General features: G+C 66.9%; 27 protein-coding genes. 22 read left to right on the forward strand and 5 right to left on the reverse strand.

Features of this window, described 5'->3' with window-relative positions; all coding sequences use genetic code 11:
- Positions 1–95 precede the first annotated feature (95 nt).
- The 4 genes from lepB (at position 96) to JMT67_RS02445 (ending at position 3,713) form a co-directional block, all read left to right on the forward strand.
- Positions 96–809 carry a signal peptidase I gene (gene lepB / locus JMT67_RS02430; protein ID WP_224764416.1) on the forward strand — a complete coding sequence of 238 codons (714 nt, stop codon included), beginning with the start codon at positions 96–98 and terminating at the stop codon, positions 807–809.
- Complete coding sequence (gene rnc, locus JMT67_RS02435; RefSeq protein WP_201462596.1) at positions 809–1,519, forward strand: ribonuclease III; 711 nt, start codon at positions 809–811, stop codon at positions 1,517–1,519. The genes lepB and rnc overlap by 1 nt, the downstream gene beginning before the upstream one ends.
- Positions 1,516–2,463 (forward strand): GTPase Era, encoded by a 948-nt coding sequence (gene era, locus JMT67_RS02440; protein ID WP_201462597.1) that lies wholly within the window; start codon positions 1,516–1,518, stop codon positions 2,461–2,463. The genes rnc and era overlap by 4 nt, the downstream gene beginning before the upstream one ends.
- Positions 2,464–2,642: 179 nt before the next feature.
- Positions 2,643–3,713, forward strand: a complete 1,071-nt coding sequence (locus JMT67_RS02445) for a serine hydrolase domain-containing protein (protein WP_233455765.1) — start codon at positions 2,643–2,645, stop codon at positions 3,711–3,713.
- Between the two features lie 113 nt (positions 3,714–3,826).
- Here JMT67_RS02445 and JMT67_RS02450 read toward each other — a convergent pair whose 3' ends face one another.
- Positions 3,827–5,338 (reverse strand): acetyl-CoA hydrolase/transferase family protein, encoded by a 1,512-nt coding sequence (locus JMT67_RS02450; RefSeq protein WP_201462598.1) that lies wholly within the window; start codon positions 5,336–5,338, stop codon positions 3,827–3,829.
- Between the two features lie 185 nt (positions 5,339–5,523).
- Between JMT67_RS02450 and JMT67_RS02455 the strand changes: the two genes are divergently transcribed.
- From JMT67_RS02455 to recO, 3 genes are read left to right on the forward strand one after another with little or no spacing between them, the layout of a single operon-like run.
- The gene (locus tag JMT67_RS02455; protein ID WP_054765731.1) at positions 5,524–6,129 is read left to right on the forward strand and encodes a flavodoxin family protein; all 606 of its coding nucleotides are present in this window, start codon (positions 5,524–5,526) and stop codon (positions 6,127–6,129) included.
- A 22-nt stretch (positions 6,130–6,151) separates the two neighbouring features.
- A complete protein-coding gene (locus JMT67_RS02460) occupies positions 6,152–6,661 on the forward strand; it encodes a nuclear transport factor 2 family protein (RefSeq protein ID WP_201462599.1) in 510 nt (169 codons plus the stop codon).
- Entirely contained in the window at positions 6,661–7,392 is a 732-nt protein-coding gene (recO, locus tag JMT67_RS02465; protein ID WP_054765732.1) for a DNA repair protein RecO, read from the forward strand. Before JMT67_RS02460 ends, recO begins: the two co-directional genes overlap by 1 nt.
- Before the next feature lie 39 nt (positions 7,393–7,431).
- On the opposite strand, the gene JMT67_RS02470 is transcribed toward recO, so the two are convergent.
- The gene (locus tag JMT67_RS02470) at positions 7,432–8,040 is read right to left on the reverse strand and encodes a hypothetical protein (protein ID WP_152950246.1); all 609 of its coding nucleotides are present in this window, start codon (positions 8,038–8,040) and stop codon (positions 7,432–7,434) included.
- Positions 8,041–8,332: 292 nt separating this feature from the next.
- Here JMT67_RS02470 and JMT67_RS02475 point away from each other — a divergent pair, with 292 nt between their 5' ends.
- The 12 genes from JMT67_RS02475 to JMT67_RS02530 all read left to right on the forward strand — a co-directional run bounded on the left by JMT67_RS02475 (position 8,333) and on the right by JMT67_RS02530 (position 12,941).
- On the forward strand, positions 8,333–8,671 hold the full coding sequence (locus JMT67_RS02475; RefSeq protein ID WP_054765734.1) for a RebB family R body protein: 339 nt from the start codon (positions 8,333–8,335) through the stop codon (positions 8,669–8,671).
- A 35-nt stretch (positions 8,672–8,706) separates the two neighbouring features.
- Complete coding sequence (locus JMT67_RS02480) at positions 8,707–9,030, forward strand: RebB family R body protein (protein WP_152950248.1); 324 nt, start codon at positions 8,707–8,709, stop codon at positions 9,028–9,030.
- Positions 9,031–9,132: 102 nt separating this feature from the next.
- Complete coding sequence (locus tag JMT67_RS02485) at positions 9,133–9,498, forward strand: RebB family R body protein (protein WP_054765736.1); 366 nt, start codon at positions 9,133–9,135, stop codon at positions 9,496–9,498.
- Entirely contained in the window at positions 9,495–9,821 is a 327-nt protein-coding gene (locus JMT67_RS02490) for a hypothetical protein (protein ID WP_201462600.1), read from the forward strand. The genes JMT67_RS02485 and JMT67_RS02490 overlap by 4 nt, the downstream gene beginning before the upstream one ends.
- Positions 9,822–9,845: 24 nt before the next feature.
- Entirely contained in the window at positions 9,846–10,073 is a 228-nt protein-coding gene (locus JMT67_RS02495) for a RebB family R body protein (protein ID WP_054765738.1), read from the forward strand.
- A gap of 3 nt (positions 10,074–10,076) precedes the next feature.
- The gene (locus JMT67_RS02500; RefSeq protein WP_054765739.1) at positions 10,077–10,412 is read left to right on the forward strand and encodes a RebB family R body protein; all 336 of its coding nucleotides are present in this window, start codon (positions 10,077–10,079) and stop codon (positions 10,410–10,412) included.
- Between the two features lie 19 nt (positions 10,413–10,431).
- Positions 10,432–10,665, forward strand: coding sequence for a RebB family R body protein (locus JMT67_RS02505; RefSeq protein WP_054765740.1), 234 nt, complete (start codon positions 10,432–10,434; stop codon positions 10,663–10,665).
- Positions 10,666–10,699: 34 nt separating this feature from the next.
- Positions 10,700–11,083 carry a hypothetical protein gene (locus JMT67_RS02510; protein WP_054765741.1) on the forward strand — a complete coding sequence of 128 codons (384 nt, stop codon included), beginning with the start codon at positions 10,700–10,702 and terminating at the stop codon, positions 11,081–11,083.
- 21 nt (positions 11,084–11,104) lie between these two features.
- Positions 11,105–11,455, forward strand: a complete 351-nt coding sequence (locus JMT67_RS02515; RefSeq protein WP_191558150.1) for a hypothetical protein — start codon at positions 11,105–11,107, stop codon at positions 11,453–11,455.
- Between the two features lie 7 nt (positions 11,456–11,462).
- Positions 11,463–11,723: a hypothetical protein gene (locus JMT67_RS02520; RefSeq protein WP_201462601.1), complete on the forward strand. Its 261-nt coding sequence runs from the start codon at positions 11,463–11,465 to the stop codon at positions 11,721–11,723.
- A complete protein-coding gene (locus JMT67_RS02525) occupies positions 11,720–12,037 on the forward strand; it encodes a hypothetical protein (protein ID WP_201462602.1) in 318 nt (105 codons plus the stop codon). The genes JMT67_RS02520 and JMT67_RS02525 overlap by 4 nt, the downstream gene beginning before the upstream one ends.
- Positions 12,038–12,302: 265 nt before the next feature.
- Entirely contained in the window at positions 12,303–12,941 is a 639-nt protein-coding gene (locus JMT67_RS02530; protein ID WP_201462603.1) for an RNA polymerase sigma factor, read from the forward strand.
- Here the strand turns inward: JMT67_RS02530 and JMT67_RS02535 are convergent.
- The 3 genes from JMT67_RS02535 to JMT67_RS02545 form a co-directional block, all read right to left on the reverse strand.
- The gene (locus JMT67_RS02535; protein WP_201462604.1) at positions 12,938–13,687 is read right to left on the reverse strand and encodes a lysophospholipid acyltransferase family protein; all 750 of its coding nucleotides are present in this window, start codon (positions 13,685–13,687) and stop codon (positions 12,938–12,940) included. The genes JMT67_RS02530 and JMT67_RS02535 overlap by 4 nt on opposite strands.
- Positions 13,688–13,725: 38 nt before the next feature.
- The gene (locus JMT67_RS02540; protein ID WP_054765747.1) at positions 13,726–14,772 is read right to left on the reverse strand and encodes a GGDEF domain-containing protein; all 1,047 of its coding nucleotides are present in this window, start codon (positions 14,770–14,772) and stop codon (positions 13,726–13,728) included.
- A 100-nt stretch (positions 14,773–14,872) separates the two neighbouring features.
- The gene (locus JMT67_RS02545) at positions 14,873–16,402 is read right to left on the reverse strand and encodes a DEAD/DEAH box helicase (RefSeq protein WP_201462605.1); all 1,530 of its coding nucleotides are present in this window, start codon (positions 16,400–16,402) and stop codon (positions 14,873–14,875) included.
- Positions 16,403–16,649: 247 nt separating this feature from the next.
- On the opposite strand from JMT67_RS02545, the gene JMT67_RS02550 reads away from it, so the two are divergent.
- From JMT67_RS02550 to JMT67_RS02560, 3 genes are read left to right on the forward strand one after another with little or no spacing between them, the layout of a single operon-like run.
- Positions 16,650–17,468 (forward strand): ImuA family protein, encoded by an 819-nt coding sequence (locus tag JMT67_RS02550; RefSeq protein ID WP_183215570.1) that lies wholly within the window; start codon positions 16,650–16,652, stop codon positions 17,466–17,468.
- Positions 17,368–18,939, forward strand: coding sequence for a Y-family DNA polymerase (locus JMT67_RS02555; RefSeq protein WP_233455766.1), 1,572 nt, complete (start codon positions 17,368–17,370; stop codon positions 18,937–18,939). Before JMT67_RS02550 ends, JMT67_RS02555 begins: the two co-directional genes overlap by 101 nt.
- On the forward strand, positions 18,936–22,298 hold the full coding sequence (locus JMT67_RS02560) for an error-prone DNA polymerase (RefSeq protein ID WP_201462606.1): 3,363 nt from the start codon (positions 18,936–18,938) through the stop codon (positions 22,296–22,298). Before JMT67_RS02555 ends, JMT67_RS02560 begins: the two co-directional genes overlap by 4 nt.

Below are 22,298 nucleotides of genomic sequence, written 5' to 3' on the forward strand. Positions count from 1 at the left end.
GCGACGCCCCCTTCGAGGACGCGCCGGCGCCTGCGGCGCAAAAGGCGGACAAGTCTTCCAAGGCCAAACAGGGCGGCGGGGCCGGGGACGAGACGATGGAAATCGTCAAGACGGTCGTCTTCGCCCTGCTGATCGCCATGGTGCTGCGGATCTTCCTGTTCCAGCCCTTCACCATTCCATCGGCCTCGATGGAGCCGAACCTGTATGAGGGCGACTATATCGTCGTGTCGAAATGGTCCTACGGCTATTCGAGACACTCGATCCCGTTCAGCCCGCCGCTGTTCGACGGCAGGATCTTGGGGTCGGCGCCCAAGCGGGGGGACATCGTCGTGTTCAAACTGCCGCGCGACGACAAGACCGACTTCATCAAGCGCGTGATCGGCTTGCCGGGCGATCGGATCCAGATGATCGCCAACAAGCTGTATATCAACGATAAACCTGTTCAGGACGTCGTGGTCAGCCAGCAGGAGATCAACGACATCTTCGGCCCGCGCCCCGTCACCGAGGTTCGCGAGACCCTGCCCAACGGCAAGAGCTTCATGACCCAGGACTTCGGCCCGGGCAACGATCTGGACGACACCCCCGTCTATGAGGTGCCGGCCGGTCACTATTTCATGATGGGCGACAACCGCGACAACTCGATCGACAGCCGCGTCGAACAGTCCAGCGGCGTGGGCATGGTCCCGGCCGAGAACCTGGTCGGCAAGGCGCAGATCATCCTGTTCTCGTGGAAGCCGGGCGCCTCGCTGTTCAAGCCCTGGACGTGGGGCAATGTGCGGCTCGATCGGTTCTTCGACGTTCTGCACTGATGGCGAATACGCGGGCCGAGGCGGTCGCGGCGCTTGAGGCGCAGCTCGGCCATCATTTCCGGGACAAGGCCCTGCTGGATCGCGCCCTGACCCACGCCAGCGTGGGCGAGGGGGCGCCGGTCGGCGTCCATGGGCCCAAGCACAACGAGCGGCTGGAGTTCCTGGGCGACCGGGTTCTGGGCCTGCTGGTGGCGGACAAGCTGTCGCGGGATTATCCGACCGCAGACGAAGGACTGCTGTCGTCCAGCCTGCACGCCCTGGTCGACAAGACCGCCTGCGCCCGTGTGGGCGAAGCCCTGGGCGTCGGGCCGGCCCTGCGGCTGTCGCCCGGCGAGACCAAGACCGGCGGGCGGCGCAAGGCCGGGGTGATCGCCGATGCGGTCGAGGCCGTGCTGGCGGCCGTCTATCTGGACGGCGGACTTGAGGCGGCGCGAGCGGTCTTCGACAAGGCCTGGGCGGCCGAGTTCGCGGCCCCGCCGTCGCGGACGGTGACCAATCCCAAGTCGGCCCTGCAGGAGTGGGCACAAGGGCGCGGCCGGCCCTTGCCGACCTATCGCGTGGCGGATCGTACGGGTTCGGATCATGCGCCGACTTTCACCGTCGAGGTGACGGTCGAGGGCGTGGAGCCCTTGACCGCACAGGGGCGTTCGCGTCAGGAGGCGGAGAAGGCGGCCGCGACGGCCCTGTTGAAACGTGAAGGCGTCATTTGACCGAGATTGAAAACCAGCGCGCAGGCTTTGCCGCCATCATCGGGGCTCCGAATGCGGGCAAGTCCACGCTGGTCAACCGGCTGACCGGATCCAAGGTCTCCATCGTCACCCAGAAGGTGCAGACCACGCGGTTCCCGGTGCGCGGCATCGCCATGGAAGGCGACGCCCAGATCGTGCTGGTGGACACCCCCGGCATCTTCACCCCGCGCCGGCGTCTGGATCGGGCCATGGTGGCCTCCGCCTGGGGCGGCGCTGAGGATGCGGACGTGGTGGTGCATCTGATCGACGCCCAGTCGCACATCAACGCCGAAGGCCGCGAAGGCACGGCGGCGGATCGGCGCTCGGCCGAGGACACCGAGACCATCATCGCCAATCTCAAGGCGACGGGGACCAAGGTGATCCTGGCCCTGAACAAGATCGACGGCATGCGGCGCGACACCCTGCTGGGCCTGTCGCAGAAGCTCTTCGAGAGCGGCGTCTATGAGGAGGTCTATATGATCTCCGCCGCCAACGGCGACGGGGTCGAGGACCTGAAGCAAAGGCTGGCGCGGTCCATGCCCAAGGGGCCGTGGCTCTATCCCGAGGACCAGGCGGCGGACGTGCCGGTTCGGGTGCTGGCGGCCGAGATCACGCGCGAGAAGGTCTATCTGCGGGTCCATGAGGAACTGCCCTATTCGGCGGCGGTGGAGACGACCAGTTTCGAGGAGCGGGCCGACGGCTCGGCCCGGATCGAACAGACCATCTATGTCGAGCGCGAGAGCCAGCGCCCCATCGTTTTGGGCAAGTGCGGCCAGACCCTGAAATGGATCGGCCAGAAGGCGCGTGAGGAGCTGAACGAAATCCTGGGCCGCCAGGTCCACCTGTTCCTGACGGTGAAGGTCGATCCGAAGTGGCAGGATTCGCGGGCGCTCTACGCCCAGTTCGGTCTGGATTTCGACGTCTGAGCGCCCGTGTTTGAAGTGCCGCGTACCCCGGGGGGCATCCCCGGCTCGTTCTGGGCGTCCTGGGGGCGCTGATCCTCGGCGGCGCCGTCTGGGCCGGATTCTCCACAGCGGTAAGGCCCGTCAGCGACGCAGCGCGCGCCGCCGCTGCGCCCGATACGCCGCCGCGCCCGCCGCTCGTCGTGGTCGAGGACCTGCCTCAGCTGGCCGCGCGGCTGGATCGCGAGGCCGCCGCCGGTCGGTTCATGGGCGGGGTCCTGGTAGCCAGGGGCGACCGGGTTCTGTTCCGTCAGGTCTACGGCAAGGCGAACTATGGGCAGGACCAGGCGCTGAAACTGGACTCGCGGTTCCGGCTGGCCTCGATCTCCAAACAGTTCACGGCGGCGGCCATTCTGCGGCTACAGGACGAAGGCAAGTTGAGCGTCTCCGATCCGGTATGCAAATGGATCCAGCCTTGCCCGAAGGCGTGGGAGCCGGTGCGGATCAGCCATCTGCTCTCGCACACCTCGGGTATTCCGGACCTGATGGCGCGGCCGGGCTGGGGCATGCGGCGGACGACGCCGGCGACCCTTGACGAACTGACCGAGGATTCGAAGCGGTTCGGCCTGCAGTTCCCGCCGGGGACCAAGGTCCGGTACGACAATGCAGGCTTCAACCTGGCGGCGGCGATTGTCGAGAAGGCCAGCGGACGGCCGTATGACGCCTATATGCACGACACCTTCTTCAGCCCCCTGGGCATGAAGGACAGCGGGCTGGACCTGGACGGCGGCGACCACGGGCTGATTATGGGGTACGCCAACTTCCCCGGCGGGCTGGCGGCCCAGCCGAACGCCAACACCTCCATCGTCGCGGGGGCGGGGGCGGTCTATTCGACGCTGGACGATCTGCTGGTCTGGCAGAGGGCGTTGCACCGCGGCGGTCTGCTGAAGCCGTCCAGCTATCAGCAGATGCTCGCCGACCACGCCCCTGCCGATACGCCGATGGAGCGGGGCCATCCACGCCGCGACTGGGGCTACGGGATTTTCGCGAACCGGCTGGGCGATCAGGTTCGGCCAAGCTTCCAGGATCGCCAAATCTACCACACCGGCAGCTGGGGCGGATTCCGCAACCTGATGCTGTACCAACCCGACGCCGATGTGACGGTGATCGTGCTGTCGAACAACTATCACCTTCGGGATCAGGTCTTCCTGATCAGCCAGCAGGCGATGGCCGAAGCCCTGGGCCGTGACTTCCCCACGACCCTGCACCGCTAGCCTCATCTGAGGCCGTCCTAAAAGCGTCCGCTCCCGTCAAACGGACCGGCGCGGGGCGCAAAGGCTTGCGCCGCCGTATTCAGGAGCGGACGGAAGTGATCCGACCCGCTTCCTCAGGCCGGAAGCATGGAGCCGGTGTCGATATAGCGCTGATGCCAGGATAGGGCCTCGTTCAGCAGATGCGGCGACTGGAGGCCGTAGGAGCCCTTCAGCGCGCGATCGAAATAGTCGGTCAGTCCGTCGCGGTACCTGGGGTGGGCGCACTGGGCGATGATCAGCCGGGCGCGCTGTTTCGGCGACAGGCCGCGCAGGTCCGCCAGGCCCTGTTCGGTCACGATGACCTGGACGTCCTGGGTGATGTGGTCGACGTGGCTGGCCATGGGGACGATGGCCGAGATGGCGCCGCCCTTGGCCGTCGACGGCGTCACAAAACACGAGATGAAGGCGTTGCGCGAAAAGTCGCCCGAACCGCCGATGCCGTTCTGGATGCGCGAGCCCATGACCTGGGTCGAGTTGACGTTGCCGTAGATGTCGGCCTCGATCAGGCCGTTCATGGCGATACAGCCCAGGCGGCGGATCAGCTCGGGGTGGTTGGAGATTTCCTGGGGGCGCAGGATGATCTTGCCGCGGAACTGCTCCATCCGGCTGTTGAGATCGGCCGCCGCCTCTGGGCTGAGGGAGAAGGCGGTGGCGGAGGCGACGGTCAGCTTTCCGGCGTCCAGCAGGTCCAGCATGCCGTCCTGGATGACCTCCGTATAGGCGGCCATCCGCTCGAACGGACTGTCCATCAGGCCCGCCAGGACAGCGTTGGCGACATTGCCGACGCCCGACTGGAGCGGCAGAAGGCCGGCGGGCAGGCGGCCCACCCTCACCTCATGTTTGAGGAACTCGATCAGATGGCCGGCGATGGCGCGGGCGTTGGCGTCCGGGGCGGCGAAGGGCAGATTGCGGTCCGGCGCCTCGGTCTCGACGATGGCGACGATCTTGTCCGGGTCGCAGCGCAGGGTCGGCTGGCCGATCAGCTGGTCGGGGCGGGTCAGGGGGATGGGCACCCGATTGGGCGGCAGGGCGGTGCCGTAATAGATGTCGTGCATCCCCTCCAGGGCGGGGTTCTGCCAGGCGTTGACCTCGAGGATCACGCGCTCGGCCCGGTCCAGCCAGGTCTTGTTGTTGCCGATCGACGAGGAGGGGACCAGGGAGCCGTCCTCCTTGATGGCCGAAACCTCGATCACGGCCGTGTCGAGGCTGCCCAGCACGCCTTGCCAGACCATGGGGGCCAGGTGGCTGAGGTGCATGTCCAGATAGTCCATCTGGCCGGAGTTGATCTTCTCGCGGGCGATGGGGTCGGAGTTGTAGGGCAGGCGCCGTTCTATGCCGTCGGCCTTGGCCAAGGCGCCGTCCAGCTCGGGTCCGGTAGAGGCGCCGGTCCACAGGTTCAGCCGGAAGGGGGAGCCCGCGTCATGCGCCGCCTCGATCCGCCGGGCCAGGGCCGGGGGGACAAGCTTGGGATAGCCGGAGCCGGTGAAGCCGCTCATGCCCACCGTGGAGCCTGGAGGGATCAGGGCGGCGGCGTCTTCGGCCGACATAAGCTTGGAACGCAGGGACGAACAACGGATGCGCGACATGAACTCTTCAGGGTTACGGCCGGGGAGGGCCTTCAGCGTCTCGGTTAGGCGGCGCCTTGAAGGCGATCCATTCGACCTTGGTCTAGATCGGCCCAGGCGTCCCTGATCTTCGTCAAACCCGCCACGCCTCGATGGAACGCCTCAAGGCCCCGCCGGTTTGCCAGAAAACGACGGAAAGGATCCCCATGAGAGCGCTCGTTCTGAACTGCACCCTGAAACCTTCGCCCCAGACGTCCAGCACCGAGGCCCTCGCCCGGGTGGTGATCGCGGAGCTGGAAAAGGGCGGCGCCGAGGTCGAGCTGGTCCGGCTGGTGGATCTGAACCTCAAGCCGGGCGTGAGGACGGACGAGGGCGAAGGCGACGACTGGCCCTCGGTTCACGCCAAGATTATGGCGGCCGACATCGTCGTCTTCGCCACCCCGACCTGGGTCGGCCAGATGTCGAGCGTCTGTATGAGGGCCCTGGAGCGGATGGACGCCCTGTTCGGGGAAACGGACGACAGCGGCCGGCCCGTCGCCTTCGGCAAGGTGGGCGGCATCGTCATCACCGGCAATGAGGACGGGGCGCACCATATCGTCGCCACCGTGTCCCAGGCCCTGATCGACATGGGCTTCACCATGCCGGCGCAGAGCTGGACCTACTGGCACCTGGGGCCGGGCGCCGGTCCCGACTATGTCGAGACGGATCAGGGCCATGACTATTCCGATCGGGTGGGCCGCAACGCGGCGCGCAATCTGCTGGCCCTGGCCCGTGTTCTGAGGCCCGACACCTACCCCGTTCCCGAAAGCTGAGAACAGGACTAGAACGGGCGGCATGATCATCGCCCTGTTCGCCGTTCTCGCCCTTCAAGCCGCGCCGCCGACGACCGGGTCGTCAGTGCGGACCGACGGAGTCCGCGCGACCGCCCAGCGGGAGGCGGACGCGGCGGCGGCGACCCTGGACCGGATGCATCAGGCTGCGGCGCAGGCGGACGGGGCGACCTACTTCGCCCAGTTCAGCGACACCGCGCGATTCGTCGGCACCGATGCGTCGGAACATTGGGATATTGCCGCGTTCAAAGCCTACGCCGAGCCGGTGTTCGCCCGCGGCCAGGGCTGGACCTATCGGCCCTATGACCGCACTCTGATCGTGTCGGGCGACGTGGCCTGGTTCGACGAGAAGCTGGACAACGACAGCTACGGCGCCCTGCGGGGATCCGGCCTGCTGCGGCGGACCAGTCCTGAAGGCGAGTGGAAGATCGAGCAATATGTGCTCAGCTTCACCGTGCCGAACGACCGTGCGCGGGCGGTGGTCGCGCTCATCAAGTCCGACGCCGCCGACTGATGGATTTCCACGAAGAGGCCTTCGTCCTGTCGGCGCGCAGCCATGGCGACACCGGCGCCGTGGTGGATCTGCTGACCGAGACCCATGGGCGGCGCGCGGCCTATGTGGCGGGCGGGGCGTCGCGGAAGATGCGGCCGTTTCTGCAAGCGGGAGCGCGGGTTGTGGCCGACTATCGGGCCCGAACCTCGGATCATCTGGGCGCAGCGCGGCTAGAGCCGGTGGGAGAGGGGCCGAGCGCCCTGTTCGACGACGCCCTGGCCCTGACCGGCCTGGCGGCGGCGGCGGGCGTGGCCCAGGGCGCCCTGCCGGAGCGCGAGCCGCATCCGGGCGTCTTCCTGGCCTTTGAGGCCCTGATGGCGGCCTTCGCCTGGCCCGAGGTCTGGCCGGCGGTCTTCGTCCGGTTCGAGGCGGGGCTGCTGGAGGACCTGGGCTTCGGGCTGGATCTGTCGAAATGTGCGGCGACCGGCGTCACGGACGACCTGATCTATGTCAGCCCCCGCACAGGCCGCGCCGTCAGCCGCGCGGCCGGCGCCCCCTATGCCGACAAGATGCTGGCCCTGCCGCCCTTCATGCTGGGCGCCCAGGCCGGCGTGGACGAGGGCGACGTCAAGGCGGGCTTCGATCTGACCGGGCATTTCCTGGAGCAGTTCGTCTTCCACCCGCAGAACCGGCCCCTGCCGCCGGCGCGGGTGTGGATGCTGGACAAGCTGGGCGAGGCGGGCCGGCTGTAGGATCTGGAGCGTCGCTCCAGATCCCAGGCTTGACGCGGTTCAGGCGACGAGGAAGGCGATGCCGATCTCGCGATGGGGCGTGTAGCGGATCTCATATCCGGTCAGCATGGCGAGCTGCTCTTCCGATTCCGGAGAGAAAAACAGGCCGAGCGAGATCTTCCTGGCGCCCCCCAGCCCCAGCCGCATCGGACCGTTCAGCTTCCAGGTGTCGTACCGCAGGCCGTCGATGAAGCCGGCCCAGTTGCGGAGCGACTCGCACTTCATCTCGACCACAATCTCGTCCGAGGACGGGTTTTCGAAAGGGTTGTTGACCAGGAAGTCGGCGCGCGCCCGGTCGGGATAGACATAGGCTTCGCGCTCGATCCAGGCGTCCTGGACATTGGCGTTGATGTGGCCGGCGATTTCGGCCTGGGCCCAGGCCTCCCAACCGCCGGCGAGCGGCCAGACCAGGCGGATTCGATTGACGTTGGCGCTGGCCCATTGGGTGACCAGATCCATGAAGTTGGCGGTGGAGATCGGCATAGGTGTCGCTTCCGCATTGGCGCTCGCCGGTCTGGCGACGCCGGAGAAGGGCGCGGTGGCTGAGGGACGGACCGAACGGCCTTCGACCATACGACCGAGCAACAACAGGTTGAGCGCTCTCGACATGATGGGATGCTCCCGGTCCCGATTGCACGGTCTGGCCCACCACTCCCGCGTCAGAGCCGCGCCCCGGAAGACTGCGACGCGAGCGGTGGCGTCCCGCACACCCGACGTGGCCGACGGCGTCCTGTGAAACTTGGGCGGGTATTTTCAATCGGCCAGCCTCAGGGCGAGAAAATCAACTGAAGGTGGTTCACGACTTGAGCGCTCAATCGTCAAGGCCGTGAGGTCGCGCTTCAGCGGGGCAAGGCGACCTTCCTCAAAACGGGCCTCGATCCAACGGGTAAGGAGAGAACTGATGGCTATTCCAACTCCGGTGAACGGTCAGATCACCGACGCTGTAACCCAGGCCAATGTGAAGGTCCTGGGCGACGCCCCGGCCATGGCCATGGGCGCGATCTACCAGTCGCTGGCCCATTCCACGGGCATTCTGTACGAAAACGCCGCTTCGTCGCAGCAGCAGCTGGCGATCGCGGCGCAGGCCGCCACCAACCAGGGCGTCATCCAGATCTACAGCGTGGACACCATGGCCGGGGCCGTGGCGACCTCGAAGATCGCCCAGTCCGACACCCCCGACAATATGCTGTCCCTGCTGACCGCCCTGCGCGCCGTCGGCCCCGGCGCCGGCGTCTCCTGACGCTTCACCCTCGCACTGAAAGAAGGATTTGAGACATGGCGCTTCCCACTCCCGTCAACGGCATGATCACCGACGCCGTCACCCAGGCCAACGTCAAGGTTCTGGGCGACGCCCCGGCCATGGCCATGGGCGCGATCTACCAGTCGCTCGCCCACTCGACCGGCATTCTCTACGAGAACGCCGCCTCCTCGCAGCAGCAGCTGGCGATCGCCGGACAGGCCGCGACCAACCAGGGCGTGATCCAGATCTACAGCGTGGACACCATGGCCGGCGCCGTGGCGGCCAGCAAGATCAGCCAGTCGGACACCCCCGACAACCTGCTGTCGCTGCTCACGGCCCTGCGCGCCACCCAGGTCTGAGATCGGCTGACGGGCGACGCGGCCGGCGAGCGTCGACTGTCGTAATCCGCCATCGTTGCGGTCGGGCCCCGGCGCCCGCCGCGCCACCCTTGGGAGGACGACGTGTCCGAGGCCAGCAACAAGAGCGGCGGCGCCGACAAGGGCTCGCCCAACCTCGGCGACTATGAGGACATCCTCAAGCTCGCCCTGGAGCTCAGCCGCAATCCGGCCACCGCGCCGATCGCCGATTCGGTGGCCAGCACCTTGCTGACGGTCATCGGCTCGGGACCCAGCTTTGCGGCGATGCAGAGTTTGGTCGCCGCCAATCAGGCCAGCGGGCTGATGTACCACAACGCCGTGGCCCATCAGCAGACGACCAACATCCTGGGCATGGTGGCGACGATGAACTGCGTCAACGCCCTGATGGACAAGCCGTCCTTCGTGCCCTGGCCAGACATCAATCCGCGTCGAGAGGAGCCGTTCGAATGACGCAGGAGGAGACGCGATCGCCGGACCTGCGGGGTTCGGCCGCCTGCCGGGATGACCTTCTGGTGCTGTGCGGCGGGGCGGGGGGCTGCAACGCCAGCCTGATCACCATCATGGCCTCGGCCGACGCCTTCGCCGCGCGCCTGGCGGCGTCCAGCCAACACGCGGCCGAACTGTCGACCCTGCAACTGCGGCAGCTGGCGACCAGCCTGGCCGAGCTGCAGCCGATGCGCGCCGCCCGCGCGGCGGACATGGGCGTCCGCGCCGTTTCGCAGACCCATGCTCAGGCGCCGTCGCCCATGTATGGCGCGCCCGTCGTCACCTGAGCATTTGAAAGAGGGGGAAGGCTTATGACCGACACCGTCAATGCGCAGATCACCGATGCCGTGACCCAAACCAACGTCAAGGTTCTGGGCGAAGGTCCGGCGGAGGCTGTGGCGATCGCCGTTCAGGCGGTGGCCCACGCCACCAGCTTGTCGGTGGAGAACGCCAGCCAGGCCCAGGGCGGCATGCAGCAGATCAACAATGCGGCGGTCGGCGCCCTGATCGCCAAGATTCTCGAAATCCCGGTGGCCTGAGGCATGGCCTATTCACTCGCCGTCAACAGCCGAATCACCGATGCGGTGACGCAACAGAACATGATGGTTCTGGGCTCCGCTTCGACGGTGGCCATGGGCTCGATCTACCAGAGCGCCGCCCATTCGACGGCCATCGTCTTCCAAAATGCGGTTCAAGCCCAGCGCCAGGCCTCCATCTGCGCCCAGGCAGCGACCAACCAGGGGGTGATGCAGGTCTATGAGATGGGCGGCCTCGTCTCGGCGGCGGCCACCGCTCGCGTTGCGGCGCGCCCGCCGGCTTCGAACACTTTGGAGACCGCCGTGATGCTGCTCGTCGCTCTGAAAATGCTGAAACTCTAGATTTGTCAGGATCTGAACCATGGCCGCCGATACGCCCGTCAATTCTCAGGTCACCGACGCCGTCACCCAGACCAACGTCAAGGTGCTGGGCGAGGCGCCCGCCCAGTCCATGGCCCTGGTCTATCAGAGCATGGCTCACTCCATTTCCCTGGCCATGCAGAACGCTCAGCAGGCGCAGGGCGGGCTGCAGCAGATCGGCAACGCCGTCACCTCAAGCGCCGTCACCATGATCATGAACGCCGCGCACAAATAGCGCCGGGCCCTCCTGAAACGAAAGCAGCCGCGCCGTGAGCGAACCCGCCGTCAACAGCCAGATCAAAGACGCCGTCCAGACCTCGACCAACTGGGCCATGGGCTTTGCGCCCCTGGACGCCGGCACGCCGTCCAGCGCCAGCCGCGTCTCTGCCGGCGGGGCCATAGCCTATGACAAGGCGACCCAAGCCGCAGCCTTGGCGGTTCAGGACGCGGCCGATTACCAGCGCAATGTGATGTCGATCAGCACCACCGTCCAAGGCAAGGCGATGGCGATGATGCTGGCCTCCGGCGGCCTGAACGAACCGGCCCTGGTCGCCTACGCCATGGCCCTGGTCAGCGCGTTCGCCGCCCCCATCGCAGCCGGTCTGGCGGCGGAGTCCGTCACCAAGGCCGTCGAGAGCTTCCCCAAGAACTGAAGCCATACAAAGGAGACTATCGTGAGCCGACTGACCCTGTCCGCAAAGAGCGACGCCCAGGCCGTGATTCAGGAAGCGGAAGCCCTGGAATGGGAGACGCAGCGCGCAATGGAAGACTGGAGCGAGGAGGCCGGCGACGGCTTGTTGCGACCGTCCTTCGCCGCCAGCCAGGAACGCTACCTGGACCTGCGCCGCGCGTCGGAAACGGTCGTGGCCATCCTCTATCAGATGCAGGAGCCGCTTCTCGACGACCCCTACGCCTCATGGGCCGCCAAGCTGATGGTCAAGGCCAAGGGCCTGCTGACCGATATTGAGGAAGGGGAACTGGTCGCCAAGACCACCTTCGTTCCGGCGTCCGGCGACAAGGATTGAGGCGCCCATGACGAACGATGACGCCGGCGCCGAACCTGGCGCGTCCCAGTCTCCGGCGCCGGCGCGCGATCCCATCGTCGTGGCGGCGCAACAGATGGTGACCGAAATGTTCAACCTGGCCAGCGCTCAGCTGCCGGATCTTCTGAAGCTGCAAGGTCCGGCGGCCGGTCAGGTGGCCAAGTTCAGCGAGGAGATGATCAACCAGCTGAAGGGACAGGTCGAGCGCGCCCTGGGCGTGCCGGCCGCCGATAAGGACAAGACCTCGTGACAGAAGGGGCGGGCCAGCATCTGTATGACGCCGTCTCGGCGCAGAAGCACCAGGTCGTCGACAGTTTCGCCGATCAACGCGAACAGTTGAGGAAGGCCGTGGCGGACCAGCGCTTGGCGGCCATGCCGGAGGAGATGCGTCGCGCGGCGCTTGGGCCGTCCGCCCAGGTCAGTCGCGAGATCGTCGAAACCCTGCGGGCGATCATTGCGCAGGAGGTGACGCGGCAGCTGGATCTCGCCATCTGCGCGATGCTGGCCCGCGCGGCCGAGGCAGAAGAGGGCGCGGCTCTATCGGCCGAGGCGACGCACAGCTGATCTGATTTCCCTCGAATTCGGATTGCTCGCTTCACAAAACTCCGGGAAACCCGTTTAAGTTGTATTCAAGGGGGTGATGGGGCGGCGACGTCGCATAGACGGCGGGCGGCGCTTCTCCGCCAAGGTCGGATCAGCGCGTCGGCGGCCGACTTCAGCCCGATGGGACAGAGGGGTCGGGAAGATGAATGTTGTCCGCCTGTTTCCAGAAAAGGAAACCCCGGAGATCGAACAGATCGCCAGGTCGCCGGCCCGAACCGAACGAGGCTTGCGTCGGGGTATAAAGCCGGCCCAGCCTTCGCCGGTCGATGTTCTGGCCAGGGCGGCCGGAGAGCGGCGCGCCGCTTCGCCGCTGACGCCGACGGAGGTCATCGCTCGATCCCTGGAGCGGCCGGCCTCCATGGATCGGTTCTGGGCCATCTGGATGGCGCATCAGACAGCCCTACGGCAGAGAAGTCTTCGTCTGTCCGGCGGAAATCGCGCCGACGCCGAGGATGCGCTGAGCGCCGCCATGGTGCGGGCCGCCCAGGCTTTTCAGCGGCAACCGGTGGAGAATCCTCGAGCCTGGCTGGTGCGCATCCTGCACAACACCTGTATGGATCTGCATCGTCAGAACGCCAATCGCATCCCCATCCAGACAGAGGACGCCGATCTGCCGCAGCCGACTGCGGCGGCCTGGGTCAAGGCGGCCCCGTCGCCGGAAGAAGCCCTGTCGCAACAAGAGCGAGACGCCGCCTGGGACAAGGCCATGAACGCCCTGCCGGCCGCACTGGTCGAACCCTTGCGGCTTCACCTGGACGATTGGGGGGATGATCGGATCGCCGCCCATCTGAACATCAGTCGCGAACTGGTTCGAAAACGACGACAACTCGCCAAGAACCGTCTGCGCCTGTTGCTGGACCTCTAGACGGGCGTATCGACCAGCACCGCCGGCGACAGGGGGGCGCCTGTGGCCTCTGCCACCAGCTCGGCCGTGCGCGCTTCGATCACGGCTTCCAGGCGCGCCAGGAACTCGTCCTTGTCCAGGCCGACTGGAATGGGGTCCAGAAACTCGAGCGTGGCCGTGCCTGGATGCTTCTCGTACTTCTCTTCGGGCCAGAAGAGGCCGAGGTTGGTGGCCAGCGGCACGACCGGCATGTCGAAGTCGCGATACATATGCCAGACACCTGAGCGATAGCGGTATTTCTGTCCGACCGGGGCGAGGTGACCTTCAGGATAGATCAGGATCTTGCGGTTTTCAGCCCTGGCCTGGGCGGCGCGGGTTGCGAGCGCCTGGCGCGCTTCGTGGCCGCCGCAACTGTTGACCACGATCGCCCCAAGCTTTTTCAGAACGCCGCCGAGCAGGGGAAATTTTTCCAGGTGGTCGCCGGTGACGAAAGCCAGATCGTCGAACTGATCATAGGTCGCGAAGCCGTCGCCCCAGCTCTGGTGTTTGGAGGCGATGATGAAGGCGCCCTCAGGCAGCCGTTCCTTGCCCCGCACGTCCAGGCGGATGCCGGCGAAGAGGGCCATGGCCTGCACCATGCGTCGGACGTAGCGGCGGATGACCCAGCCAGTCGGGCCCCGCCCGGGGGCAAGCGCCGCGAAGGCGGCGGCCAAGCCATAGGCGATCGAGAGAATCCAGTAGGCGACGTTGAATGAAAAGCTGCGCATGGATCGATTATTGCGCAGCTGGCCGCGATGTCATGCCCTCAAGCCGCGTTTTCGAGGGCGGGCGCCCGCGTGACGCGATTGCGACCCCCGCGCTTGGAGGCGTAAAGCGCCGCGTCCGCGCGCTCCAGAAGGGCGGCGGGGCTTTCTCCCGGCCGATAGTCGGCAAAGCCGGCCGAAAGCGTCACCTTGCCCAGATCGTCGTTGGTCGAGCGACGCCGCAAGGCTCGGGACGCAACCTCTTCGCGGATGGTCTCCAGCGCCGCCAGAACCGTCCCCGCACCCTCGCCGGGGAAAAGGATGGCGAACTCTTCACCGCCGAAGCGGGCGACGAAGCGATTTCCGCCGCTGAAGCGAGACAGGACGGTCGAGACATAGCGCAAAACCTGGTCGCCCGTCTGATGGCCCCAAGTGTCGTTGAACCGTTTGAAGTGGTCGATGTCGATGATCGCCAGGATCAGCGGCGCATCGCCAGACGCACAGGACTGTTCCAACCGCTCGTCGAAGGCCTTGCGGTTGGCCAGGCTGGTCAGGGCGTCGGTCATCGCTTCGCGCCGGACCTCTTCCAGATGCTCGCGCAGCCGCGCGATTTCCTTGTTGGAGGTCTCCAGTCGCTTTTCCAGCACGGCGGTTTCGCGCCGCGCGCGTTTGGTCGCCGTCGACAGGCCGCCGACCAGCGCTTTCAGCGGCGAGGCGGCGCCGGCGGCTTCAATAGTGTTGGACGCATCCGCCAGGGTGTCGCCATAGTCCGCCTGGGTCTTATGGGCCTTGGCGATGGCGTTGGCGACGCTGGCCAGTTCCCGGTCCAGCACGGCGCCGGCGTCGCGAATCTGCTCCGACAAGCGGCCGCGCGGCAGGAATTCTGCGGCGAGTCGCTCGGACACCTCGTCCGATATGATTGCCGACGCGGCCAGGAGCCGGTCGATCTCGCAGGCGAGCGGGCTCTCGCGGTCGTCAAGGTAATGAAGCCAGAGCTCGAAGTTCAGTCGGGTCGGCCAGACGCCGGCCTTTTCCATCTCGTCGATGACATGGTGCGCGAAGGCGTAAGCCTGAGGCCCTCTGACCGTCGTCTCCAGCTCGGCCGTCATTCTACGCTCCAACCCCCTTCTAGAGTTTCGCAGGACATTAGATGTCTATCCGTAACACCGGGTAAACAGCAGACGGGGAGAGGGCGTAAATCAGCGGGGATCAGCCGTGAATGATCACCGGTCGGCGTAGGAAGGCGGGTATGTCGTCGCCGAAACCCTTGACCCCGGTCCGCTCGCGCTCCTCCGGCCGGCGTTCGCCGCGGCGATCGGACTGGCGCAGTTGAGGCTCGAGTTCCGCACGGGCGGGACGATCCGAATCGACAGAAACCGGCTCGGAGAGGGTCGCCTCGACCGCTGGCGGAGGCGCGGCCTCCGGCTTGGTCTTGCGGCGGCTGCGAGAGCGGGCCGGAGCCTCGGCGGTCTGCGCTTCGGTCGGGATTTCCGCAGACGCCGCGACGGCCTGTTCCGTCTTGTCCGTTGATCGCGCCCGGCCGCGGCCGGTTCTTTCGCGCCCGCCCTTGTCATCGCGCTGGGCGGGCTTCTTGGTCGTGTCGAAATCGACGCCGTCCAGGACCAACTCCTCCGGCTCCTTCTTGATCAGCTTGAGCACCTTATCCAACGACTTGTCGTCGGCCGGGGTCACGATCATGAAGGCCTGTCCCAGACGGCCCGCCCGACCCGTGCGGCCGATGCGGTGCACATAGTCGTCGGCGTGGTGCGAGACGTCGTAGTTGAAGACGTGGCTGACGTCGGGAATGTCCAGGCCGCGCGCGGCGACGTCGGACGCCACCAGAATCTTCAGCGCCCCCGAACGGAAGTCGGCCAGGGTCTTCATCCGGTGCGACTGATCCAGGTCGCCATGGATGGGGGCGGCGTCGAAGCCATGAGTCTTCAGCGACTTGGCGACGATATCGACTTCCGACTTGCGGTTGCAGAAGACGATGCCGTTCTTGACGTCCGACCGCTCGATCATGGCCCGCAGAGCGGTGCGCTTGGCCTTGGGGTCGCTGGTGGGGATGCGAACCAGATATTGGGTGATGGTGTCGGCGGTCTGGGCGGGACGCGAGACCTCGATCCGGGTCGGATCCTTGAGGAAGGCGGTCGTCAGGCGGGTGATCTCCGGCGGCATGGTGGCCGAGAAGAACAGGGTCTGGCGACGCGGCGGCGTCAGTTTGAAGATCCGTTCGATGTCGGGGATGAAGCCCATGTCGAGCATCCGGTCGGCTTCATCGACGACCATGATCTCGACGCCCGTCAGCAGCATCTTGCCGCGTTCGAACAGGTCGAGCAGGCGGCCCGGAGTGGCGATCAGGACGTCGACGCCCTTGTTCAGCGCCGCCACCTGGTCGCCCATGGAGACGCCGCCGATCAGCAGCACCCAGCTCAGCTTGGTGCCCTTGGCGTATTTGGCGAAGCTCTCGGCGACCTGGTCGGCCAGTTCGCGGGTCGGGGCCAGCACGATGGCGCGCGGCATCCGGGCACGGGCGCGGCCCGAGGCCAGGCGCTCGACCAGGGGCAGGGTGAAGGCGGCGGTCTTGCCCGTCCCGGTCTGGGCGATGCCCAGGACGTCGCGGCCGGCGAGGGCGACGGGGATCGCCTGTTCCTGAATGGGGGTGGCGGTCGTATAGCCGGTGTCGGCGACCGCTTGCAGGGTCGTGGGCGAAAGGCCCAGTTGGGAAAATTCTGTCATGAATCCTTGGGACGAAAAGCGTCTGCGTGCATAGCAGCGACGGAACCGCCCCTCTTTGGGCGAGCGGGCGGCGCGGATCGCAGACCTGTCCCGAGGCTGGGGGCGATATAGAAGCCCCTCCGACAAAGTCAAGTATTCTCGCTATTTCGGCCTGCTGAAGCGGAATAAATTCCCATGGTCAAGTTGGAGGTCGCTTGACTCCTCGTGGCCTGAAAGAGGCATATAAGAGAACAAAAGGAGAACTGTTGTGCGGTCCGACCGCAAGATCGAAGCCCTGCGCCAACATCTGAAAACCCTGGAGGCAGCCGGTCATCCAGTGGACGACGCACGCTTCGATCTCGGACTGGAGGCGGCTGACCGGCATCTAGGCGGGCTGGCGACCCATGGGCTGCACGAGGTTTACGCCGCGACTACGCCTGATGCGACAGCGGCCCTGGGGTTCGCTCTGGGACTGGTCCGCCGGACGGCGGGCGATCGACCTGTGGTCTGGGGGGTCCAGGCCATGGCCGAACTGGAGACGGGGCGGATCTATGGGGCGGGCCTGCGCGAACTGGGGCTGGATCCCGGCCGGCTGGTGCTGGTGCGGGTCAAGGAGACGAAGGAGCTGCTGGCGGCGGGAGAGGAAGCCCTGGCCGGTGGAGCCGTGGGAGCGGTGCTGCTGACAGCCTGGGGCGAGAGCAAGGTGCTGAGCCTGACCGCCACGCGTCGCCTGTCGATGGCGGCAGGGCAGGGACGGGCGACTGCACTCCTGACCCGGTTGGCGGCCCAGCCCCAGCCCAGTGCAGCCGAAACGCGGTGGCGGATCAGGGGGGCTTTGTCGCGGGCGCTGGAAGCGGAGGCCCCTGGCCATCCGACCTATGCGGTCGAACTGTTGCGGCATCGGCTGGGCGCGCAGCCGAGAAGCTGGATCATGGAGTGGGATCGTGAGCGCGGAGTCTTCGAACAGGGCGGGCAGAATGCCGGACATGAACAGCCGCAACGACCGGCGCTATCTGGCGGTCTGGTTTCCCCTGCTGCCGACAGATCGGCTGAGGCGCGAGGAGAGGGGCTCAGACGCTACGGCTGAACCAGCCACCGTGTTGGTGGAAAAGGTGAAGGGCGCGCTCCGTTTGGCCGCTGCAAATGGTTCCGCCCTGGCTCTGGGTCTGTCGCCGGGCATGACTCTGGCGGACGCGCGGGCGCGGGCGCCGGATATCCGCGTGGAGCCGCACCGGCCCGAGGCGGACACGGCCCTGTTGAGACGGGTGCTGCTGGATTTCGGACGCTTCACCCCGATGGCGGCGACGGACGGGCCGGACGGCCTGGCGCTGGATGTGACCGGTTGCGCCCACCTGTTCGGGGGTGAAGAAGGACTGATCCGGGCGGTCGCGGCGCGGGCTGAGGGCGTGGGTCTGGCGACGCGCCTGGCCCTGGCCGGCACGCCCGAGGCGGCGCGCGCCCTGGCCCGCTTCGGGCGGGGCGGAATCTATCAGGGTGCGGCGCAGAACCAGGCCCTGCGTCGCTTGGCGGTCGCGGCGCTGGAACTGTCGGACAAGGAGACCCAGGCCCTGTCGCGCGCGGGCCTGAAGACCCTGGCGCATCTGGCGGACCGCCCCACGGCGCCCATCGCCGCCCGGTTCGGGGCCGCAGCGGCGACGCGGCTGAACCGGGTGTTGGGACGCGAAGACGTCCGCATCCGCCCCGAACGCCCCGTTCCTCTGATTTCCGTCGACCGGGTTCTGGTCGAGCCGATCACGGAGACCCCGGACATCGAGGCGGTGATCGGCGACCTGCTGGTCGAGGCCATGGACCGGCTGGACCTGCGCGGTCAGGGCGGGCGCGCCTTTCAGGCCGGCTTTTTCCGCCTGGACGGAGAGGTGCGCCACATCACCGTGCGGACGGGCCGCCCCAGTCGCGACGCGGCGGCCGTGCTGCGCCTGTTTCGCGAACGGCTGGCCAATCTGGCGCGACCACTGGAGCCCGGTTTCGGCTTCGACCAGATGCGTCTGTCCGTAACGGTCGCCGATCGCCTGGCCTCGCGCCAGCGGGGATTTGAGGCCGCCCCGTCGACCGCTGAAGATCTGGGGCGACTGATCGACCGGCTGACGGCGCGCCTGGGACCGGAGGCGGTCAGCCGGTTCGAGCCGATAGAGTCGCACTGGCCCGAACGCGCCGTCCGCCTGATCCCGGCCGCCCATCCCCCAGCCCCATTTTCCCTGGGCGAGATCGTCGCCTGGCCCGAACCGGACCCTGCCGACCCGCCGCTGCGGCCGTTGCAGATATTCGACCCGCCCCAGCCGGTTCTGGCCACGGCGGAAGTGCCCGATCATCCGCCGAACCGCTTCATCTGGCGGCGGGTCGATCACCGGCTGGTCCGGGTCGAAGGCCCCGAACGCATCGCGCCGGAATGGTGGCGCCGGTCGCAGGGGGGCCAGGAGCCGACGCGCGACTATTACCGGGTCGAGGACCAGGAGGGACGGCGTTTCTGGCTGTTCCGTTCCGGCTTCTACGGCGAGGAGCCGGCCCCGCGCTGGTTCCTGCACGGGATCTTCGCATGACCGCCTATGCTGAGCTGGCGACGCGCAGCAACTTCTCCTTTCTGGAAGGGGCGTCGCATCCGAAGGAGCTGGTGCTGGCTTCGATCCTGCTCGGCCATACCGGCATGGGGCTGGCTGATCGCAACAGTCTGGCAGGGGTGGTCCGGGCGTGGAGTGCGCTGAAGGCCTTAAGGGAGGAGGGGTTGTCTCCCCCAGAGAAGGTGCGCGAGGGCGGCGGTCCGGGCGAGGTCGGCTGGGTCGAGGATCCGATGAACGACCCGGCCCTCAGCGACCGGGTCAAGCAGCGCGCCCAGGCCTTCAAACTGGTTCTCGGCGCCCGGCTTCGCTTCAATGACGGCGCGCCGGACATTCTGGCCTATCCGGAGGATCGCCGGGGCTGGGCGCGCCTGTGTCGCCTGCTGACCCTGGGCAACAGCCGGGCCAGGAAAGGTCAATGCGAGATCGGCCTGCACGACCTGTGCGCGGCGACCGAGGGATTGCTGCTGATCGTCATGCCGCCGCCTCGTCTGGAAGGCTTGGAGGCCGTGCTGGCGCGGGTGGTCGCGGCGGCGCCGGGCGCGGTCTGGGCGGGGGCGGCCATGACCCGTTCCGGCGACGACCGGCGGCGCCTGACGCGGCTTAAGGCGATGGCGAAGCGGACAGGCGCCACCCTGCTGGCGGTCAATGACGTCCTGTATCATGAGGCCGGACAGCGCGACCTTCAGGATGTCCTGACCTGTATCCGCGAAGGCGTGACTCTGGAGACGGCAGGGCGACGGCTGGAAGAGAACGCCGAGCGCCGCCTGAAGCCCCCCAGGGAAATGGCCCGCCTGTTCGCCGATGTGCCAGAGGCGGTGGCGGAGACGCAGAATATGCTGGCGCGGGTGAGGTTCGACCTTGAGGATCTTCGCTACAACTATCCCGAGGAGCCGATCCCGCCGGGGTGGTCGTCACAGGACTGGCTGGCGCACCTGGTCGATCGAAACCTGGACCAGAAATATCCGCAGGGTGCGCCTCAGAAGGTGCGCGATGATCTCGACAAGGAGCTCGCCTACATCCGGGAGCGCGATCTGGCGCCCTATTTCCTGACCATCCACGACATTGTCCAGGTCGCGAACGACAAGGGCATCCTGTGTCAGGGACGAGGATCTGCGGCGAATTCGGCCGTCTGCTATGTGCTGGGGATCACCTCGGTCGATCCCGGCCAGCATGATCTTCTGTTCGAACGCTTCCTGTCGGCCGATCGAAACGAGCCGCCGGATATCGACGTCGATTTCGAACATGAGCGACGCGAGGAGATCATTCAGCACATCTACGACCGGTATGGTCGGCACAGGGCGGGCCTAGCGGCGACGGTCATCCGTTACCGGCCGCGCAGCGCCATTCGCGAGGTCGGCAAGGTCCTGGGCCTGACCGAGGACGTCACGGCGCGGCTGGCCGGCAGTCAGTGGGGCAGTTTCGGCAGCGACATGACCGAGCGTCATGTCGCCCAGGCCGGGCTTGAGGCCGCCAACCCGCAGATCGCGCGCGCCGTCGCCATGACGCGGCGGCTGCTGGGCTTCCCGCGTCACCTGTCACAGCACGTCGGAGGCTTCGTCCTGACCCAGGACCGGCTGGACGAGGTCGTGCCCATCGGCAATGCGGCCATGCCGGACCGGACCTTCATCGAATGGGACAAGGACGATATCGACGCCCTGGGGTTGATGAAGGTCGATATTCTGGCGCTGGGGATGCTGACCTGTATCGCCAAGGCGTTCGAGTTGATGCGGTCGCTGGGGGTGGCGGACCTGCGGCTGGATACGGTTCCCGACGAGGATCCGGCCGTCTACCGCATGCTTCAGGAAGGGCGGTCCATCGGGGTCTTTCAGGTGGAGAGCCGGGCGCAGATCAACATGTTGCCGAGACTGAAACCCGCGACCTTCTACGATCTGGCCATTCAGGTGGCGATCGTCCGGCCGGGACCGATCCAGGGCGACATGGTGCATCCCTATCTGCGTCGACGCCAAGGTCTGGAGGCGCCGGACTACGCCCGACCCGGCCCGCCGCACGATCCGGACGAGCTGAAGAAGGTGCTCAAAAAGACCCTGGGCGTGCCCCTGTTTCAGGAGCAGGCGATGAAGGTCGCCATGGTGGCGGCCGAGTTCACCTCGGCCGAGGCCAATGGTCTGCGCAAGGCGATGGGCACCTTTCGAGGCGACGGGACGCTCTGGAAGTACGAAGAGCGAATGGTCGGTCGGATGATCGCCCGCGGCTACGACCCCGCTTTCGCGCAAAGATGTTTCGAACAGATCAAGGGCTTTGGTTCGTACGGCTTTCCCGAGAGCCACGCGGTGTCGTTCGCCAGGCTGGTCTACATCTCGTCCTGGATCAAATGTCATCACCCGGCGGTGTTCGCCTGTGCGCTGCTGAACAGCCAGCCGATGGGCTTCTACGCCCCGGCCCAACTGGTGCGGGATGCGCAGGAAAGTCCCCAGAAGGTCGAGGTGCGGCCGATCGATGTGAACCACAGCCTCTGGGACAATAGGCTGGAGCCGACGGCGCGGGGGCCGCACTATCCGGCCTTACGCTTGGGGATGCGGCATATCGACGGGTTCAAGGAAGTCTGGGCGGATCGGATCGTCGCGGCCCGGGATGCGCCCTTCGCGGATGTCGAGGAAATGGCGCGGCGGACGGGTCTGGAGGCGGCCGCGATGCGGAAGCTGGCGGATGCGGACGCGTTTCGATCGATGGGACTGGATCGACGCGAGGGGCTGTGGGCGGTCAGACGCTTGCCGGACGACGAGCCCCTGCCGCTGTTCCAGGCGGCGCGGGCGCGGGAGCTGGGCGTCGAGGCGGCGGCGAACCTGCCGCTGATGCCGCTGAAGGAGCATATCGCCACCGACTATCAGACGACGCGCCTGTCGCTGAAGGGGCACCCGATGCAGATCCTGCGGCCGATGTTCGACGCCGAGCGGGTGCTGAGCGCCGAGGCGGTCTACGCCAAGAGGCACGGGGCGCTGGTGAAGACGGCGGGGGTGGTGCTGGTGCGCCAGAGGCCCGGCACGGGCAACGCCATCTTCGTGACCCTGGAGGACGAGACCGGGGTGGTGAACATCCTGCTGTGGGCGCGGCTGTTCGAAACCTTCCGGCGCGAGGTCATGGCCGCGCGGCTGATGGAGGTGGAGGGCACGGTCGAGAAGAGCGTCGAGGGCGTGCTGCACCTCATGGCCCGGCGGGTCGTCGATCGTTCGGCCGAGCTGGGGCGGCTGTCCGAGGACTATGACCTTGAGGTCGAGCTGTCGCGGGCGGATGCGGTGAAATATCCGCAAGGCCCGCGCAGCCCGACCGGCCGGCATCCGCGCGACGTCCGAATCTTGCCGGGGTCGCGCGACTTTCACTGA

Source organism: Brevundimonas aurantiaca (assembly GCF_904830995.1).
In the GTDB taxonomy this organism is placed as follows: Bacteria; Pseudomonadota; Alphaproteobacteria; order Caulobacterales; family Caulobacteraceae; genus Brevundimonas; species Brevundimonas aurantiaca.

Coding starts and splice junctions, on each gene's coding strand:
- lepB (WP_224764416.1), top strand. CDS start 96: ATGGAAATCGTCAAGACGGTCGTCTTCGCCCTGCTGATCGCCATGGTG.
- rnc (WP_201462596.1), top strand. CDS start 809: ATGGCGAATACGCGGGCCGAGGCGGTCGCGGCGCTTGAGGCGCAGCTC.
- JMT67_RS02450 (WP_201462598.1), bottom strand. CDS start 5,338: ATGTCGCGCATCCGTTGTTCGTCCCTGCGTTCCAAGCTTATGTCGGCC.
- JMT67_RS02455 (WP_054765731.1), top strand. CDS start 5,524: ATGAGAGCGCTCGTTCTGAACTGCACCCTGAAACCTTCGCCCCAGACG.
- JMT67_RS02460 (WP_201462599.1), top strand. CDS start 6,152: ATGATCATCGCCCTGTTCGCCGTTCTCGCCCTTCAAGCCGCGCCGCCG.
- recO (WP_054765732.1), top strand. CDS start 6,661: ATGGATTTCCACGAAGAGGCCTTCGTCCTGTCGGCGCGCAGCCATGGC.
- JMT67_RS02470 (WP_152950246.1), bottom strand. CDS start 8,040: ATGTCGAGAGCGCTCAACCTGTTGTTGCTCGGTCGTATGGTCGAAGGC.
- JMT67_RS02475 (WP_054765734.1), top strand. CDS start 8,333: ATGGCTATTCCAACTCCGGTGAACGGTCAGATCACCGACGCTGTAACC.
- JMT67_RS02480 (WP_152950248.1), top strand. CDS start 8,707: ATGGCGCTTCCCACTCCCGTCAACGGCATGATCACCGACGCCGTCACC.
- JMT67_RS02490 (WP_201462600.1), top strand. CDS start 9,495: ATGACGCAGGAGGAGACGCGATCGCCGGACCTGCGGGGTTCGGCCGCC.
- JMT67_RS02495 (WP_054765738.1), top strand. CDS start 9,846: ATGACCGACACCGTCAATGCGCAGATCACCGATGCCGTGACCCAAACC.
- JMT67_RS02500 (WP_054765739.1), top strand. CDS start 10,077: ATGGCCTATTCACTCGCCGTCAACAGCCGAATCACCGATGCGGTGACG.
- JMT67_RS02505 (WP_054765740.1), top strand. CDS start 10,432: ATGGCCGCCGATACGCCCGTCAATTCTCAGGTCACCGACGCCGTCACC.
- JMT67_RS02520 (WP_201462601.1), top strand. CDS start 11,463: ATGACGAACGATGACGCCGGCGCCGAACCTGGCGCGTCCCAGTCTCCG.
- JMT67_RS02535 (WP_201462604.1), bottom strand. CDS start 13,687: ATGCGCAGCTTTTCATTCAACGTCGCCTACTGGATTCTCTCGATCGCC.
- JMT67_RS02540 (WP_054765747.1), bottom strand. CDS start 14,772: ATGACGGCCGAGCTGGAGACGACGGTCAGAGGGCCTCAGGCTTACGCC.
- JMT67_RS02545 (WP_201462605.1), bottom strand. CDS start 16,402: ATGACAGAATTTTCCCAACTGGGCCTTTCGCCCACGACCCTGCAAGCG.
- JMT67_RS02555 (WP_233455766.1), top strand. CDS start 17,368: ATGAACAGCCGCAACGACCGGCGCTATCTGGCGGTCTGGTTTCCCCTG.
- JMT67_RS02560 (WP_201462606.1), top strand. CDS start 18,936: ATGACCGCCTATGCTGAGCTGGCGACGCGCAGCAACTTCTCCTTTCTG.